The organism is bacterium (assembly GCA_023150945.1).
Lineage (GTDB): Bacteria > Zhuqueibacterota > Zhuqueibacteria > Zhuqueibacterales > Zhuqueibacteraceae > Coneutiohabitans.
Genome location: JAKLJX010000032.1, coordinates 12,287 through 26,891 on the forward strand (window position 1 = coordinate 12,287; position 14,605 = coordinate 26,891).

Annotated in this window: 12 protein-coding genes; all 12 read left to right on the forward strand. The window is 61.2% G+C overall.

Features of this window, described 5'->3' with window-relative positions; translation table 11 throughout:
* Window positions 1–84: 84 nt before the first annotated feature.
* Window positions 85–336, forward strand: coding sequence for a hypothetical protein (locus L6R21_25710; GenBank protein ID MCK6562600.1), 252 nt, complete (start codon window positions 85–87; stop codon window positions 334–336).
* A gap of 131 nt (window positions 337–467) precedes the next feature.
* A complete protein-coding gene (alaS, locus tag L6R21_25715; GenBank protein ID MCK6562601.1) occupies window positions 468–3,071 on the forward strand; it encodes an alanine--tRNA ligase in 2,604 nt (867 codons plus the stop codon).
* 16 nt (window positions 3,072–3,087) lie between these two features.
* On the forward strand, window positions 3,088–3,924 hold the full coding sequence (locus L6R21_25720; GenBank protein MCK6562602.1) for a geranylgeranylglyceryl/heptaprenylglyceryl phosphate synthase: 837 nt from the start codon (window positions 3,088–3,090) through the stop codon (window positions 3,922–3,924).
* A gap of 105 nt (window positions 3,925–4,029) precedes the next feature.
* A complete protein-coding gene (locus L6R21_25725; GenBank protein ID MCK6562603.1) occupies window positions 4,030–4,833 on the forward strand; it encodes a hypothetical protein in 804 nt (267 codons plus the stop codon).
* The gene (locus L6R21_25730; GenBank protein ID MCK6562604.1) at window positions 4,826–5,284 is read left to right on the forward strand and encodes a DUF1801 domain-containing protein; all 459 of its coding nucleotides are present in this window, start codon (window positions 4,826–4,828) and stop codon (window positions 5,282–5,284) included. Before L6R21_25725 ends, L6R21_25730 begins: the two co-directional genes overlap by 8 nt.
* Window positions 5,285–5,551: 267 nt before the next feature.
* The gene (locus tag L6R21_25735; GenBank protein MCK6562605.1) at window positions 5,552–7,687 is read left to right on the forward strand and encodes a BatA and WFA domain-containing protein; all 2,136 of its coding nucleotides are present in this window, start codon (window positions 5,552–5,554) and stop codon (window positions 7,685–7,687) included.
* Window positions 7,688–7,807: 120 nt separating this feature from the next.
* Window positions 7,808–9,109: a GTPase HflX gene (gene hflX, locus L6R21_25740; GenBank protein MCK6562606.1), complete on the forward strand. Its 1,302-nt coding sequence runs from the start codon at window positions 7,808–7,810 to the stop codon at window positions 9,107–9,109.
* 227 nt (window positions 9,110–9,336) lie between these two features.
* Window positions 9,337–10,740: a sigma-54 dependent transcriptional regulator gene (locus tag L6R21_25745; GenBank protein MCK6562607.1), complete on the forward strand. Its 1,404-nt coding sequence runs from the start codon at window positions 9,337–9,339 to the stop codon at window positions 10,738–10,740.
* Between the two features lie 103 nt (window positions 10,741–10,843).
* On the forward strand, window positions 10,844–12,541 hold the full coding sequence (locus L6R21_25750) for a hypothetical protein (protein MCK6562608.1): 1,698 nt from the start codon (window positions 10,844–10,846) through the stop codon (window positions 12,539–12,541).
* Between the two features lie 62 nt (window positions 12,542–12,603).
* A complete protein-coding gene (locus tag L6R21_25755) occupies window positions 12,604–12,930 on the forward strand; it encodes a hypothetical protein (protein MCK6562609.1) in 327 nt (108 codons plus the stop codon).
* A 33-nt stretch (window positions 12,931–12,963) separates the two neighbouring features.
* Window positions 12,964–13,197, forward strand: a complete 234-nt coding sequence (locus L6R21_25760; protein ID MCK6562610.1) for a hypothetical protein — start codon at window positions 12,964–12,966, stop codon at window positions 13,195–13,197.
* Window positions 13,198–14,580 carry a replication-associated recombination protein A gene (locus L6R21_25765; protein MCK6562611.1) on the forward strand — a complete coding sequence of 461 codons (1,383 nt, stop codon included), beginning with the start codon at window positions 13,198–13,200 and terminating at the stop codon, window positions 14,578–14,580. It abuts the gene before it with no gap.
* The last annotated feature ends 25 nt before the right edge of the window (window positions 14,581–14,605 follow it).

A 14,605-nucleotide genomic window follows, 5' to 3' on the forward strand; every position in this document is an offset into this window, starting at 1 on the left:
AAGCTCGTGGGTTTCTGGTCACACTGCCGAAAAACAACCATTCCGGCGGCGTGACCGGAACGCTTGGTGAGGGAGCATGGGGCAATGAGCAGAAGTCACCCCGACAACCAAACGGAAGTTTACAAGTTCTGGCTCGGTTTTTTTGAGAAAGTAACTGTACTGATTGTTGCGGCGGTGATCTTGCCGGGTATTGTTGGTCAATTGAGCTTCCAGTTTACCTTGGCGGCGGGTTGGGTGGGCGTTGTTTTGGTTTTGCTGGTGATCATGCCATGGCTCAGTTACAGTCTCTGGCACCTGCCCAAAGCAGAAGATAACTCGCAAGGAGATGAGTCATGACCAGTGAGATGGCCTTCACCGTGATGATAACACCGGTGGCTCTGACCGGCATCTACTTGGTCTGGTGGACGCGCCGGGAAACGCGCAAAGACAGAAATCAATGATTGGGACATACAATTCAGGATATTCACATGAAGTCCAAAGCCGTTCGGCAGTCCTTTCTCGATTATTTCAAGCGGCAGGGTCACACCATCGTTCCCTCCGCGCCGGTGGTGCCGTTGGATGATCCGACGTTGCTGTTCACCAACGCCGGCATGAACCAGTTCAAGAACATTTTTCTCGGCACCGAGCAACGTGACTACAAGCGCGCGGCCGACACGCAAAAGTGCATTCGCGTCAGCGGCAAGCACAATGATCTCGAAGACGTCGGCTTCGACACCTATCATCACACCTTCTTCGAGATGCTCGGCAACTGGTCCTTCGGCGACTACTACAAGGCCGAGGCCATTGCCTGGGCGTGGGAGCTGCTCACCAAAGAATGGGGTCTGCCGAAGGATCGCCTGTACGCGACGATTTACAAAACGGATGACGAAGCCGCGGGATGGTGGCGCAAAATCGCCGGCCTGCCGAGCGATCGTATTCAGCGCTTCGGCGAGAAGGACAACTTCTGGGAAATGGGCGAAACCGGCCCCTGCGGCCCGTGCTCGGAGATTCACATCGATCTCACCCCGGACAAATCCGGCGCCGGCCTGGTGAATGCCGGCGACCCGCGCGTGATGGAAATCTGGAATCTCGTGTTCATTCAATACAACCGCGAGGCCGACGGCACGCTGGTTGAATTGCCTGCCAAACACGTCGACACCGGCATGGGCTTCGAGCGCGTGCTCGCTGTGCTCAATAAAGTCCAATCGAACTACGACACCGACCTCTTCACGCCGATTCTGGAAACGATCAGCGAGATCTCCGGCAAGGGTTATGATTTCGAGAACGGCATGCCGCATCGCGTGCTGGCCGATCACATTCGCTGCCTGACCTTTGCCATCGGCGACGGCGCCCTGCCTTCAAACGAAGGCCGCGGTTACGTGCTGCGCCGCATTCTGCGCCGCGCCGCGCGCTTCGGCAGAAAACTCGGCATGCACGAGCCCTTCGTTTACAAACTGGTGCAGCCGGTGGTGGAGGTCATGGGCGAGACGTTCTCGGAGCTGCACGACAAGCACGAATACATCAGCCGGGTGATCAAAGCCGAAGAGGAAAGCTTCAATCACACGCTCGATCGTGGACTGGAGATTTTCAGCGGCATCGTCGCCAAATTGGACAAGGAAAAGAAGAACAAGATTCCGGGCGAAGATGCTTTTCGCCTGTATGATACCTACGGCTTTCCGCTCGATCTCACCCAACTCATGGCGCGCGAGCGTGACCTGCTGGTGGATGAAGCAGGCTTCAACGCCGCCATGGCAGTGCAGAAGAGCAAATCACGTGAAGCCGGCAAATGGGATTATCACACCAGCCTGAAGCCGGATGAATGGCGCGAGCTGACCGCCGGCGCCGCCTCGCGCTTTGTGGGCTACACCGATCTCGAGCTGCAAGCTGAAATCCGGCGCTTGCAGCAAGAGGGCGAGCGCGTGGTGTTCACGCTCTCCCATACGCCGTTCTATGCGGAATCCGGCGGGCAAGTCGGCGACCAGGGCCGCGTGGAGGGCGAGGGCTTCGTGATCGAAGTCAGCGACGTGCAAAAAGTCGGATCACACATTGCGCATGTCGGCAAGCTGCTGTACGGCCAAATCGAGAATCCCCGCGTGCTGGCGCAAGTCGATGCCCGGTTGCGGCTCGACACGGCGCGCAATCACACCGCCACGCATCTGCTGCATCGCGCCTTGCGCGATACCGTCGGCAAGCACGTCACCCAGGCGGGTTCGCTCGTCGCTCCCGCGCGCCTGCGCTTCGATGTCACGCACTTCGAGCGCATCTCGCCGGCCCAGCTCGAGGACATTGCAGGCATCGTCAACGAGCAAATCCGCGCTGATCTGGAAATCACCACCAGCCAGATGCCATATGACGAGGCACGCCAGCTCGGCGCGATGGCGATTTTCGAGGAGAAATACGGCGACATCGTGCGCGTCGTCCGCATCGGCGATTTTTCGCTGGAGTTGTGCGGCGGCACGCATTTGCATCACACCGGCGAGGCGGGGCTGTTTTCCCTGCTGAGCGAAGGCTCGGCGGCCGCCGGCATTCGCCGGTTGGAGGCCGCCACCGGCCGCGGCTCGGAATTGCTGGTGCGCAAGGAAAGGCGCATGGCCGAAGAACTGCGCGCCTTGCTCAACAGCAATGAAGACGACGTCACCGAGCGCGTGCGGCAGCTTCTGGAGGAACGCAAGACGCTCGAGCGCGAGCTGCGCCAGTTGCGTTTGAAACTGGCGCAACAGGAGATTGTTGATCTCGCCAATCGCGCCATGCCTCTCAACGGCTTTCGTTTCGTCACCGCCCGGGTGGAAGCGAACACCGCGGACGATCTCAAACAAATGGGCGACACGTTGCGCGAAAAGCTCGGCAGCGGCGTGGGCGTGCTGGCGGCAGTGATGGACGACAAACTCACCTTCGCGTGCGTGGTCACCGATGATTTGATTCAACAGCAAAAGCTGAAGGCCGGTGAGATCGTCAAGCGGGTTGCTGCCATAGCCGGCGGTTCGGGCGGCGGCAGGCCGCATTTGGCGCTCGCCGGCGGCAAAGACGTGCACCGTTTGCAGGAAGCCCTGAACCAGGTACCCAAAATCTTGCAGGAGATGACCAATCGCTAGGCCAGCCGCATCTCAGGTGGGCAGCGGCAGCGCGACGGTTGCTCACCGCCCGGCCACGGCGCGCGACGGTGTTTGGCGCCAGCGCGAAGGCCCACACAAAGTCTACGACTACCTGTTGTCCGTGCGCGCGCAGAGCGGCGCGGGCCACTTTGTCCTGATCGATCCCGACAAGTGGGAATTCACCCAGCTCGCCGGCATGGCGGCCGCCGCCAGTGAAGGTGGCGCCGACGCCATTCTCATCGGCAGCAGCATGCTGCTGAATCCGCATTTCGATGACATCGTCCTCGCGATTCGCGCCGCGACGGAGATACCATGCCTGCTCTTCCCCGGCAGCACCATTCAACTCTCCCGCCATGCCGACGCGGTCTTGTTTCTCTCGTTGATCAGCGGCCGCAATGCCAACTACCTGATTGGCGAACAAGTCAAAGCCGCGCCGCTCATCCGGCATTTCGGCATTGAATCCATCGCCACTGGCTACATGCTGATCGACTCCGGCCGCATGACCTCCGCCGAATACATGAGCAACACCCGGCCGATGCCGCGTGACAAGCATGACATCGCCAAAGCCACGGCGCTGGCCGCGCAATACCTTGGCATGCAGTGGGTGTATCTGGAAGCCGGCAGCGGCGCCGAACATGCGATTTCGCCGGAGATGATTGCGGCGGTGGCCGGGTATGTCGAGGTGCCGGTGATCGCCGGCGGCGGCATTCGCACGCCCGAGCAGGCCGCCAAATGTGTGGCCGCCGGCGCGGCTTTCGTGGTGACGGGCAACGTGTTCGAGCAAGCCGGCGGCGGCGCGCTGATTCGGGATTTCGCCGCCGCAATTCACGCCGGCTCGCCACCGGCGCCCTGACGGCCGGCCAATGTCACCGCCACTACCCAGTCAAGCGAGTTTCCGTGCAGCGCGGCCGGCAGCTTCGATAGATTCTCATCAGGACGTTTGCGGTTAGGACATAGAATGATAGACATGCACTCGCATCTGTTGCCGGCGATTGACGACGGCTCGGAAAGCTGGGAAGAATCCCTGCAGATGGCTGCCCAAGCCGTTGCCACCGGCACCACCGAGCTGGCCGTCACCCACCATATCCTCGACAACACGCAGTATCGCCTGGAGTCGGAGATACTCGCGAAGTTTGCCGAAATGAAACAACGGCTGCTGCAGGCCAAGGTGGCGCTGAAGCTGCATCTCGCCGCCGAAATCTTCTATCAGCCCGAGATGGAGCTGTCCCACGAAATCTCGACCTTCAACAACAACGGCCGTTACTTTCTGGTGGAATTTCCGATGCAGGGCATTCCGCGCGGCGCAGATGACACCTTCTTTCAGTTCGTGCTCGAGGGCAAAATCCCGATCATTGCGCACCCCGAACGCAATTTCGGCTTTCTGAAGAACCCACAACGCGCCTATGACTTCGTGCAGCGCGGCGCCCTGTTGCAGTTGAACGCCGGCAGCCTGGACGGCAAATACGGCGAAGGCGTCAAAGCGCTGGCCATGGCCCTGCTCGACAGCCGGTTGATTCACTTCATCGGCAGCGACGGCCACAACACCGGCCGCCGGCCCATGCGCATCGGCAGCAGCTTCGGCATTGTGCGCGACATGTGGGGCGAGGAAACGGCGCAACGCATCTTTCATGACAATCCCCGCCAGGCGCTCGCCGGTGAAGACATCAAGATTCCGGAGCCGCTGCCGGTGGAAGCGGTGCGCAAACGCTCGAGCTTCAGTCCGCTGAGTCTGTTGAAGAAGCTGGTTGCGAGAAATGCCTAAACAACCGCCGGCGAGACGCTCTCCCCTCAAACCAGACGCCGCCACCCGCGTCACACCGGAACAATTCCTCTCCGTCTTTCCGCCGGCCACGCAAGCCCTTGCGCAACGCCTGCGCCGCCTCATCAAGCAAACGCTTCCCCATTGTCTCGAAGCAGTTTATCCCGGCTGGCGGCTGCTCGGCTATCGCATTCGCGGCGAGGGCAAGAGCCACTATTTCGCCTTTCTCGCGCCCAAGCAGGATCACGTCGTGCTCGGTTTTGAATTCGGTGTTTTTCTCTCCGACCCTGGAGGCTTGCTGCAAGGCGAGGGCAAGCAAGTGCGGCAATTGACGATCAGGAGCATGGCGGACTGGCGGCCGCGGAAATTTGCGGCGTTTATTCGAGAGGCCGCCGCGCTGGCCGCGATGCCGAAGGCGGCGATGGCACGCAAGCAGTTCGGCAAACGGAGCTGAAATGCGGCCATCCGCCATAATCCTTGCTAATTTCGGCGGGTTGTTCTATGTTGCGTCGTGCCAGACCGCCGGGGCGAAATCACTGCGCGGCGGAGTGATGGCATTTGCCTGACTGATGGGCCAGGGAAGTACATGGCCGGGCGCGCAACCGGGGAATGGCCCTCATGCCGGCCCGGAAGTCGTGGAATAGTTTCTCGGCGCCGTTTGAAAAAAATGGAACTCGCAATCGGTTAAGCGTTTTCAAAAGGCGGGAAACGCACCCATACTATGTTTGGATTCCTCAATTCGGCTCTGTTATGGGCCATGGCCGCCGTCGCGCTGCCCCTGCTCATCCATCTGCTCACCAAGCGCAAGCTCAAAGTCGTTGCGATCAGCACTCTGGCCTTTCTCAAGCGCCTCGAACGGGAGAATATCCGCCGGCTCAAGCTGAAGCAATTGCTGTTGCTGCTGCTGCGCATGTTGATCGTGGCGCTGCTGGTGCTCGCTTTTGCCCGGCCGACCTTGCGGCAAAACAGCGCGGCACTGGCGCAACGCGCCCGCACCACCGCGGTGCTCATCGTCGACAACTCGCTGAGCATGGCGGCCGCGCCGGAAGGTGTCTCGTTTCTCGCTGCGGCGCGCCGCCAGGTGCAGGAAATGGCGGATCTTTTTGCCACCGGTGATGAGATTTACCTGATCACCGCGGCCAAGCCGGCTGCGCTCCTGCCCGGCGGCCCGTTGGTGGAAGCCGAGCGCTTGCGTGAAGCGGCGCAATCGTTGCCGCAAACCTGGGCGGAAACCGATCTTGCCGGCGCCTTCGCCCTCGGCCGCGGGCTGCTGGAGAAATCGCGCAACGTCAATCGTGAAATTTATCTGTTCAGCGATGGCCGCGCCGCACAATTGCCGGAGCTGCCCGCGCTGCCGGGCGTGCGCGCATACTTCGTGCGCTACGACCGGCCGCTGGCCAACAATCTGACGCTCAGCGGCGCGACGCTGCGCAACCAGATTTTCGAGCGCGGCAAAAGCTTCGAAGTCACCGCCACGCTGGCCAACCACGGCGCCCATGACGTGCAGAGCCAATTGCTGCATCTCTATCTCAACGACAAACGCGTGGCGCAGCAAAGCGTGGAGGTACCCGCCGGCACGCAGCGCGCGGTGACGTTTCGCGCCGTGCCTGACACCACCGGCTTCCTGCGCGGCCGGCTGGCGCTGGAAGACGACGATTCGCCCGCCGACAATGCGCAGTTCTTCACGTTTTATATTCCGCCGCATCGGCGCCTGCTGGCGGTGAGTGAGCGGCCCGCTGATCTCGTATTCCTGCGCGCCGCCCTGCAATCGCATGCCGCCGCCACGCCGGCCGCCACCCAAAGCTGGAAGGAGATCACCACCAGAGAGTTGGCGGCAGAGCGCCTGCAGGATTACGACGGCATCGTGCTTGCTAATGTCAGCCGCTTTGCCGACGGCGTGGCCGAGCGTTTGATCAGCTTCATGAACAGCGGCGGCGGTGTGATCGTTTTGCTGGGCAGCGACGTCGATTTGCGGCACTACAATGAAGCCCTCTTGTCGCGCCTCGAACTCGGCGCATTCGGCGAAACCATCGGCAATATTGCCCAGCCGGAAAACTTCATGCAACTGGGTCGCATTGATTTCTCCCACCCGCTCTTCGACGGCGTGTTTGAGAGCAGCGACGACAAACCTCGGCTGGATTCCCCCAGGTTTCGCTTTGCCGTGCAATTGCGTTTGCAGGCCGGCACGAACGCGATCATCGACTATGCGAACCAGCAACCGTTTTTGGTCGAGCGCCAGGTGGGCAGCGGCCGCTTGCTGTTGTTCACTTCCGGGGTGGAAGAGGGCTGGTCGGATTTTTCCTTCAAGGGCATTTTTGCGCCGTTGCTGTACCGCAGCGTGGTATATCTTGCGCAAAGCCGCGACAATCTGCAGGCAGCGGCCACGATCGGCACTGAGTTGACCAGCGTGCTGCGCCAGCCCGCGGAGGAATTGGTGGTGGAGTTGCCCACCGGCGAGTTGCTGAAAACGCCGGTGCAGGTGGCGGGGCAGAATTATCGAGTGCGAGTGACGGAAACGGCGGAGCCGGGCTTTTATCAGTTGCGCGATCGCGGCGAGGTGGTGCACACCTGGGCAGTCAACTTCAATGCCGCGGAATTGAGCACGGCGCCCCTTGCTGAAAGCGCGCTGGCAGCCGCGGCCGGGGTATCCACGCTCGCACTCTTGTCCGGCGAAGGCAATGTGCGAGAGCAAATCCTATCCGCGCGTTACGGCTCCGAATTGTGGCAGATTTTCCTGATCGCCGCCCTCCTCGCGATGATCGTCGAGATGCTGCTTTATCGCAGCAGCGTGACCGCCGGCACTGCGAGCCAACACTCTCCCGCCGGAGTGCCGCAGGAGAAGGCGGGAGTGATCTGACCCGCGGAGGAACGGCCGCACGGCTGTGCGGGGGCAGGCAGAGTGTGAGATTTTGCCGCGAATCAAGACGCGGCCCAAACCGGCACAATCACAATTCTCAAGGAGGCAGTCAAAAACATCATGTATGAAACCCAGACCCGTGGGCGCGAGCGCGCGCTGTTGGTGGGATTTACCACGGATGGCCATTCCCGCGTCGCCGTCGAGGATTCTTTGCAGGAATTGGCGCTGCTGGCTGACACTGCCGGCGCCGATATTGTCGAAACCATTATTCACTCCCGCCCCAAGATCGACCCAGCCTTTTTTATCGGCCGCGGCAAAGCCGAATTCATCGCCACTCTGGTCGCCGAGCAGGACATTGACGTCGTCATTTTTGATGACGATCTCTCTCCGGGCCAGGCGAAAAATCTCGAAGAGCTTTTCGAAAAGAAGGTCATCGACCGCAGCGGCTTGATTCTAGACATCTTTGCGCGCCGGGCGCGCACCCGCGAGGCGCGCACCCAGGTCGAGTTGGCGCAGTTGGAGTATCTGCTGCCGCGCTTGACGCGCATGTGGAGCCATTTCTCCCGGCAGGTTGGCGGTATCGGTCTGCGCGGGCCGGGTGAAACCCAGCTCGAAGTCGACCGCCGCATTGTGCGCCAGCGCATCGCTCATCTCTCCCGCGAGTTGAAAAAGATCGACCGGCAGCGCGCCGTGCGCCGCCAGCACCGCGACGGCGTGTTCAAAGCCGCGCTGGTGGGTTACACCAACGCCGGCAAATCGACGCTGTTGAATGCCCTCACCGAAGCCGAGGTGTTCGTCGAGGATCGTTTGTTCGCCACGCTCGACTCGACGGTGCGCGCGCTGCGCTGGCCGCAAAATGGCTATCAAAAAGAGGTGGGCCCGGTGGTGCTCATTGACACGGTGGGCTTCATCCGCAAACTGCCGCATCATCTCGTGGCCTCGTTCAAAACCACTCTCGATGAGTTGCGCGAGGCCTCGCTGCTGCTGCATGTTATCGATGTCACGCATCCGCAGGTCGAACAACAAATCGCCACGGTGCGGAGCGTGCTCACGGAGATGCAGCTTCATGAATACCCGGTGCTGCACGTTTTCAACAAAGTCGATCTGTTGCCGGAAGACGGGCTGCTGCAGCGCCTGCAGCAGGAATATGCGCCGGCGATCTTTGTCTCGGCGCAACGCAAAATGTTCCTGGGGGATTTGCAGCGCTGGATCAATGATTTCGCCGCTGCCGGCGCGGTGGAATTCGAGGCCGAGCTGCCGCTCTCCGAACCGGCCAAGCTCGCGCGCGTGCACGAGATGGCCAACGTGCTGGAACGCCGCTTTGAAGCGGACAAGGTCATTCTCAAGTTGCGCGCCCGGCAGGCGGCCGCGGCACAGATTCGGCAGATGCTGTCGAATCATGCCAACGGCGTCGCTGCGTAGGATTACTCCTGCTTCTGCTCCTACTCTTACTCTTGCTCCTCCTCGCCTTTTTTCGTTGAGAACGAATAGGAGTGGGAGCAAGAGTAGGAGTAAGAGTAGGAGTAAGAGTAGGAGTAAGAGTAGGAGTAAGAGTAGGAGTAAGAGTAGGAGTAAGAGTAAGAGTAAGAGTAGGAGTAAGAGTAAGAGTAAGAGTAGTAATTGACCCTCACACCAATACTGCATTCTGCATGCCGCTTCACATTCTCATCGTCGATGACGAACCTCACATCCGCAGTACGCTGAGCGGATTGCTCTCCGATCTCGGCCACGTCACGCTGGCGTGCGCGAGCGGAGAAGAAGCACTCGAGCTGTTGGTGCAGCAGCCGGCCGATTTGATCTTTCTCGATTTGCGCCTGCCGGGCCTGAGCGGCCTCGAGGTATTGCAGCGCATGCGCGAGCAGAACCTCGCGGTGCCGGTAATCATGATTTCCGCGCATGCCGATATCAGCCTGGCCGTGCAGGCGACGCGGCTGGGCGCCTACAATCTGCTCGAAAAACCGCTGCAGCCGGAGCGCGTCGTGCTCGAGGTCAGGCATTTCGCCGAACGCCTGCAGCTCGAGGCTGAGCGCGACACGCTGCGGCAGCGCGCGGGCGTGACCGGCGAGATGATCGGCCAGTCGCCCGCTATGCTCGAGTTGCGCCAGGCCATCAGCAAGGCCGCGCCTGCGGAGGCGCGTGTGCTGATCACCGGCGAGAACGGTACCGGCAAGGAGCTGGTCGCCGAAGCGCTGCACCGGCAGAGCCTGCGCCAGGACAAGCCATTCGTGCGCGTCAACTGCGCCGCCATTCCGCGCGAGCTGATCGAGAGCGAGCTGTTCGGCCATGAAAAAGGCGCGTTCACCGGCGCGGCGCGGCGCAAGATCGGATTGATCGAGCAAGCCCACGGCGGCACGATTTTTCTCGATGAAATCGGCGACATGTCGCTCGACACCCAGGCCAAGCTTTTGCGGGTGTTGCAGCAAAACGAACTCATGCGCGTGGGCGGCACACAAACCATCCGCTTCGATGTGCGCGTCATCTCTGCCACCAACAAAAACCTGGATGCGGAAATCAGCGCCGGCCGTTTTCGTGAGGATTTGTATTTTCGCATCTCGGTGATTCCGATCGCTGTGCCGCCGCTGCGCGACCGGCTGGTGGATTTGCCGCTGCTGGCGGCGCATTTTCTCGGCCAGCTCGCCGCGGCCTACGGCCGCCGCGCCAAAACCTTGACCCCCGCGGCCGCCGATCTGTTGATGCGGCATCACTGGCCGGGCAACGTGCGCGAGCTGCGCAACATCATCGAGCGCTTGATGATCATGAACGATGAGCCGGCCATCACCGCCGGCCATGTGCAGCAAGCCCTGCCTGCTCTCGCCGCCGCGTCCTCTCCGTTTCCGGCTGTGCCCGCCGCAACGTCCGGCGATCTTGGTTATGCTTTGCTGGATACCACGGCGGACATTCCCTTGCGCGACCGTTTGGAGAAATTCGAATACGAGCTGCTGTCGCGCTTCTTTACTTTGACCGACGGCAACGTCAGTGAGATGGCGCGGCGCCTGCGCACCGACCGCGCCAATCTGCATCGCAAGCTGCAACGGTACAACATCAAAGCATAAAGGTCGGCGCGCCCGCCAATTTGCACGTTGATTTTTACCGCAATTCTCCTAGCTTCCCACCGAACAATCAGCGCCGCCCTCATCCCTGACGGGAAAGAAATACATGACACGCTTTCACCTCGGCTTGACCGGTCTGTTGCTGTTGGGTGCGCTTGCCCTTCCGGCTATGATGCCCTTCGCTTTTCCGGCGCGGGATCATTATCGCCCCGGTGATTGGGTGAGCTACGGCGTCAATCGCTATGTCAGCTCTGTGGCCGCCAGTCCGGAACAGGCTTTCTTCGGCACCACCACCGGCATCGCGCGCTATGATATTTTGCGCGGCACCTGGCAGGCGCCTTACACCACCAGCGACGGCATCGCTGACAACCGGATCATCGCCGTTGGATTCGATCACATCACCAGCACATTGTGGTGCGCCACAGCCAAAGGTCTCAGCCGGCAGCATCCCGCTTCCTTGCGCTGGACCAACTTCAGCAAGACCGAGATCGGCGTCTCTGAAAACGAAGAGTTCGTCTCGCTCGGCTTCGACAACAACGGCAACTGGTTCGAAACCAGCTCGGGCCGGCTGTTCCGGCAGGACAAATTCGGCAGCTTCTTTCAACCGGCTGGCGGCCAAGTGCCGGAGAGCGGTGTCGTGTGGTTTGGTGACCGCTCCCCCCGGCCCCGGCCATTTCCACATTTCTTCATGCCCGCCGGTTATCTCTTCGATCCCCGTGGCTTGGTGCAGGATCGTCATCTGCGCCAGGCGCGCGTGACCGGCGTGAGCCAGGACCGCTGGGGCAACATGTGGCTCGGTACTTGGGGATTGGGCGCCCTGCGCGTGGATCTCAATGTCGATCAGGCGCAGCTCATCAGCACCGGCCTCGCCAGCCAGCGCGTCGATGCGTTGCTGTTCGATGACAACGGTTTGTGGATCGGCGGCGTGCGCAACGCCCTCCGCCAGCCGGCCGATGAATCATTGGAAGGCATCACCTACTGGCGCGATCCCCAAGCCGGCAATTCCGACAACCGCGATTGGCGCTACTACGACGCGCGCTACAATTTCAGCATGAGCAGCGACGAGGTGAACAGCTTCGCCTTCGACCGCGACAAACTCTACTGCGCCACCGAGAACGGCATCAACATCTACGACACGCAAAAAGACCGCTGGCAACGTCTGCTTTCGCTCGATGGACTGGCCAGCCCGCGCGTCAACGATCTTGTCATCTATGAAAATTATCTCTATGCCGCCACGGATTTGGGATTGAACCGCATCGTGCTCGGCACGATCGGCCGAGACTCGCTGGGCATCGGCGAAGTGCTGCCGGACATGCTGCGGCACGTGCGCGTGCATGATCTCGACCGCCAGGAAAATCTGCTTTGGGCGGCCACCGATCAAGGGCCGTTCGTGTATGACATGGCCAAAGACAACGGCGGTTTCACCGATATCGAAAACGGGCCGGGCCGCGTCATCACCTATGCGGTTTCATATTACGATTCGCTGGTTTGGTTCGGCACCAACTGGGGCGTCGAGGCGCTGGAGGTCGTGCATCAGCAGTGGCTGACCGCGCCGGCGCGCAACTCGCTGGGCGGCGCGGAAATCTACGCCCTCGTCTCCGGGCCGGAGGTGGTGTGGGCCGGCACCAACAACGGCGCGTTCAAATATCATCCCGAGCGCCGGGAATGGAAGCAATACACCACCGAGGACGGTTTGATCGATGATCACGTCAATGCCATTGCGCTCGACCGGGAGCTGGTCTGGTTCGGGACGGATTTGGGATTGACTGTGTTTCGTTGGCAGGCGTTTCATCGTTTCGAGTAAATGCGGCTCGTGGAGTTCTGATTATGCTCAACGCCGGCGTTTTGACCTTTCGGGAGTTTCCCATGCGCGAAACTCTGCCGCTCGCCGCCATTCATGAAGCCGTGCTCCAGTTTCTGCACGGCCGCGATGACGCCGGCCTTTTTGGCGCACCGGCGGTCAATGCCTATGTTAGCGCGCCTCGCATGTCACAGGGCGTCGAATTGCTTTCCGTGCGTGCCCTTGAGCTGGCAAAAGAAATGCGGGATCATCTCAGCCAGAGATTTCGCATTGCCGTACGCCTGCGCAAGATGGGCGAAGGGAAAGGCTCCCGCCTCTTGCAAGTCAGAAAAGCCGGCAACCGCCATCTCGTGGATATCCGGCCGGTCGCAAAACTGCCTCGCGCACGGTAGATCGATAGTCTGCTGGTCGTGGCGCCCGCAGAGTTGGTCGCCAGCAAGGTTGTCGCATTTCACCAGCGGCGCGGCAAGCCCAAGTCCGGCACCGATTGGCGGGACTTGGCGATGTTGCTGTTGGCGTTTCCCGAGCTTAAGGCCGCCGCGTCGGGGCCGGTGGCAGAAAGCCTGAAATCGGCTGGGGTGGATGCCAAGATACTGGAGGTCTGGCAGGAAGTGGTGGCGCAGGACATCCAGCCGCCCGAAGAGGATGATGAGTTTTGAATGCTTTTTCTTGAGTGTATGGATCTCTTCAGCCAGCTCGCGCAGGAAAATCTGCAACACAGCACACCGCTCGCGGAGCGCATGCGGCCGCGGCATATCGATGATTTTGTCGGGCAGGGGCATTTGCTCGACCCGGGCAAGCCCTTGCGCCTGGCATGGGAAACCGGCGCTTTCGGCTCGCTGCTGCTGTGGGGGCCGCCGGGCAGCGGCAAGACCACGCTGGCCAAGCTGCTGGCGCAGGCCTCGCAGGCGGATTTTTTCATGCTGAGCGCCGTGGCGAGCGGTGTCGCGGAAGTGCGCGAAGTGCTGCAAAAAGCAACGAACAATCGCCGCAGCGGCCGGCGCACGATTCTGTTCATCGATGAGATTCACCGCTTCAACAAGGCCCAGCAGGATGCCCTGCTGCAGCGCGTGGAAGACGGCACCATCTGCCTCATCGGCGCGACCACGGAGAATCCCTCATTTGAAGTCATCTCCCCGCTGCTCTCCCGCTGCCAGGTGTACACGCTAAAAGCGCTGGACGAAGCTGCGCTGCGGCAGATTATCGCGCATGCGCTCGCCCACGACCCGCAGTTGCAGCAGGCCAGGATTGTGTTGGAAGAGGCGGCGCGCGACTTTCTGGTGGCGCTCGCGGCCGGTGACGGCCGGGCGGCGTTGAACGGCCTGGAGCAGGCGGTGCGCCTCTGTCCGCCGAACGCGCAGCAGCAGCGCGTGCTCACCGTCGAACACATCCGCGAGGCGGTGCAGAAGCGCGCCTTGCACTACGATCGCGCCGGGGACCAGCATTATGACACGATCTCGGCGTTCATCAAAAGCGTGCGCGGCGGTGATCCCAATGCGGCGCTGCATTATCTTGCGCGCATGCTGGAGGCCGGCGAGGATCCCAAATTCATCGCCCGGCGCTTGATCATTCTCGCCAGCGAGGATATCGGCAATGCCGAGCCGCTGGGTTTGGTGGTCGCCACGTCGGCGTTCACCGCGGTCACTTATGTCGGCATGCCGGAGGCCGGCTTGGTGCTGGCGCAGACGGCCACTTTTCTCGCCGGCGCACCCAAAAGCAATGCCTCCTATCGCGGCCTTTCTGCCGCCACGCAGGACGTGAAGGAAAAACCAGTGGCACAGATTCCGCTGCACTTGCGCAATGCGCCCACGAGCTTGATGGCGCAGGCGGGGTATGGCAGCGGCTATCAATATCCGCACGATTTTCCCGGCCACTTCGTGGAACAGGAATACCTGCCGGAAAACTTGACCGGCGCGCTGTACTACCGGCCCTCCGCCAACGGCGCGGAAGCAGACATTGCCCGGCGGCTGCAGGCCTGGTGGCAAAAATACCGTGAACAGCGAAACGGCGATGAGGCTGCCGCACCGCCGGACTCCGAGTAACCGGCATTCGATTTGTCCGGGCGCA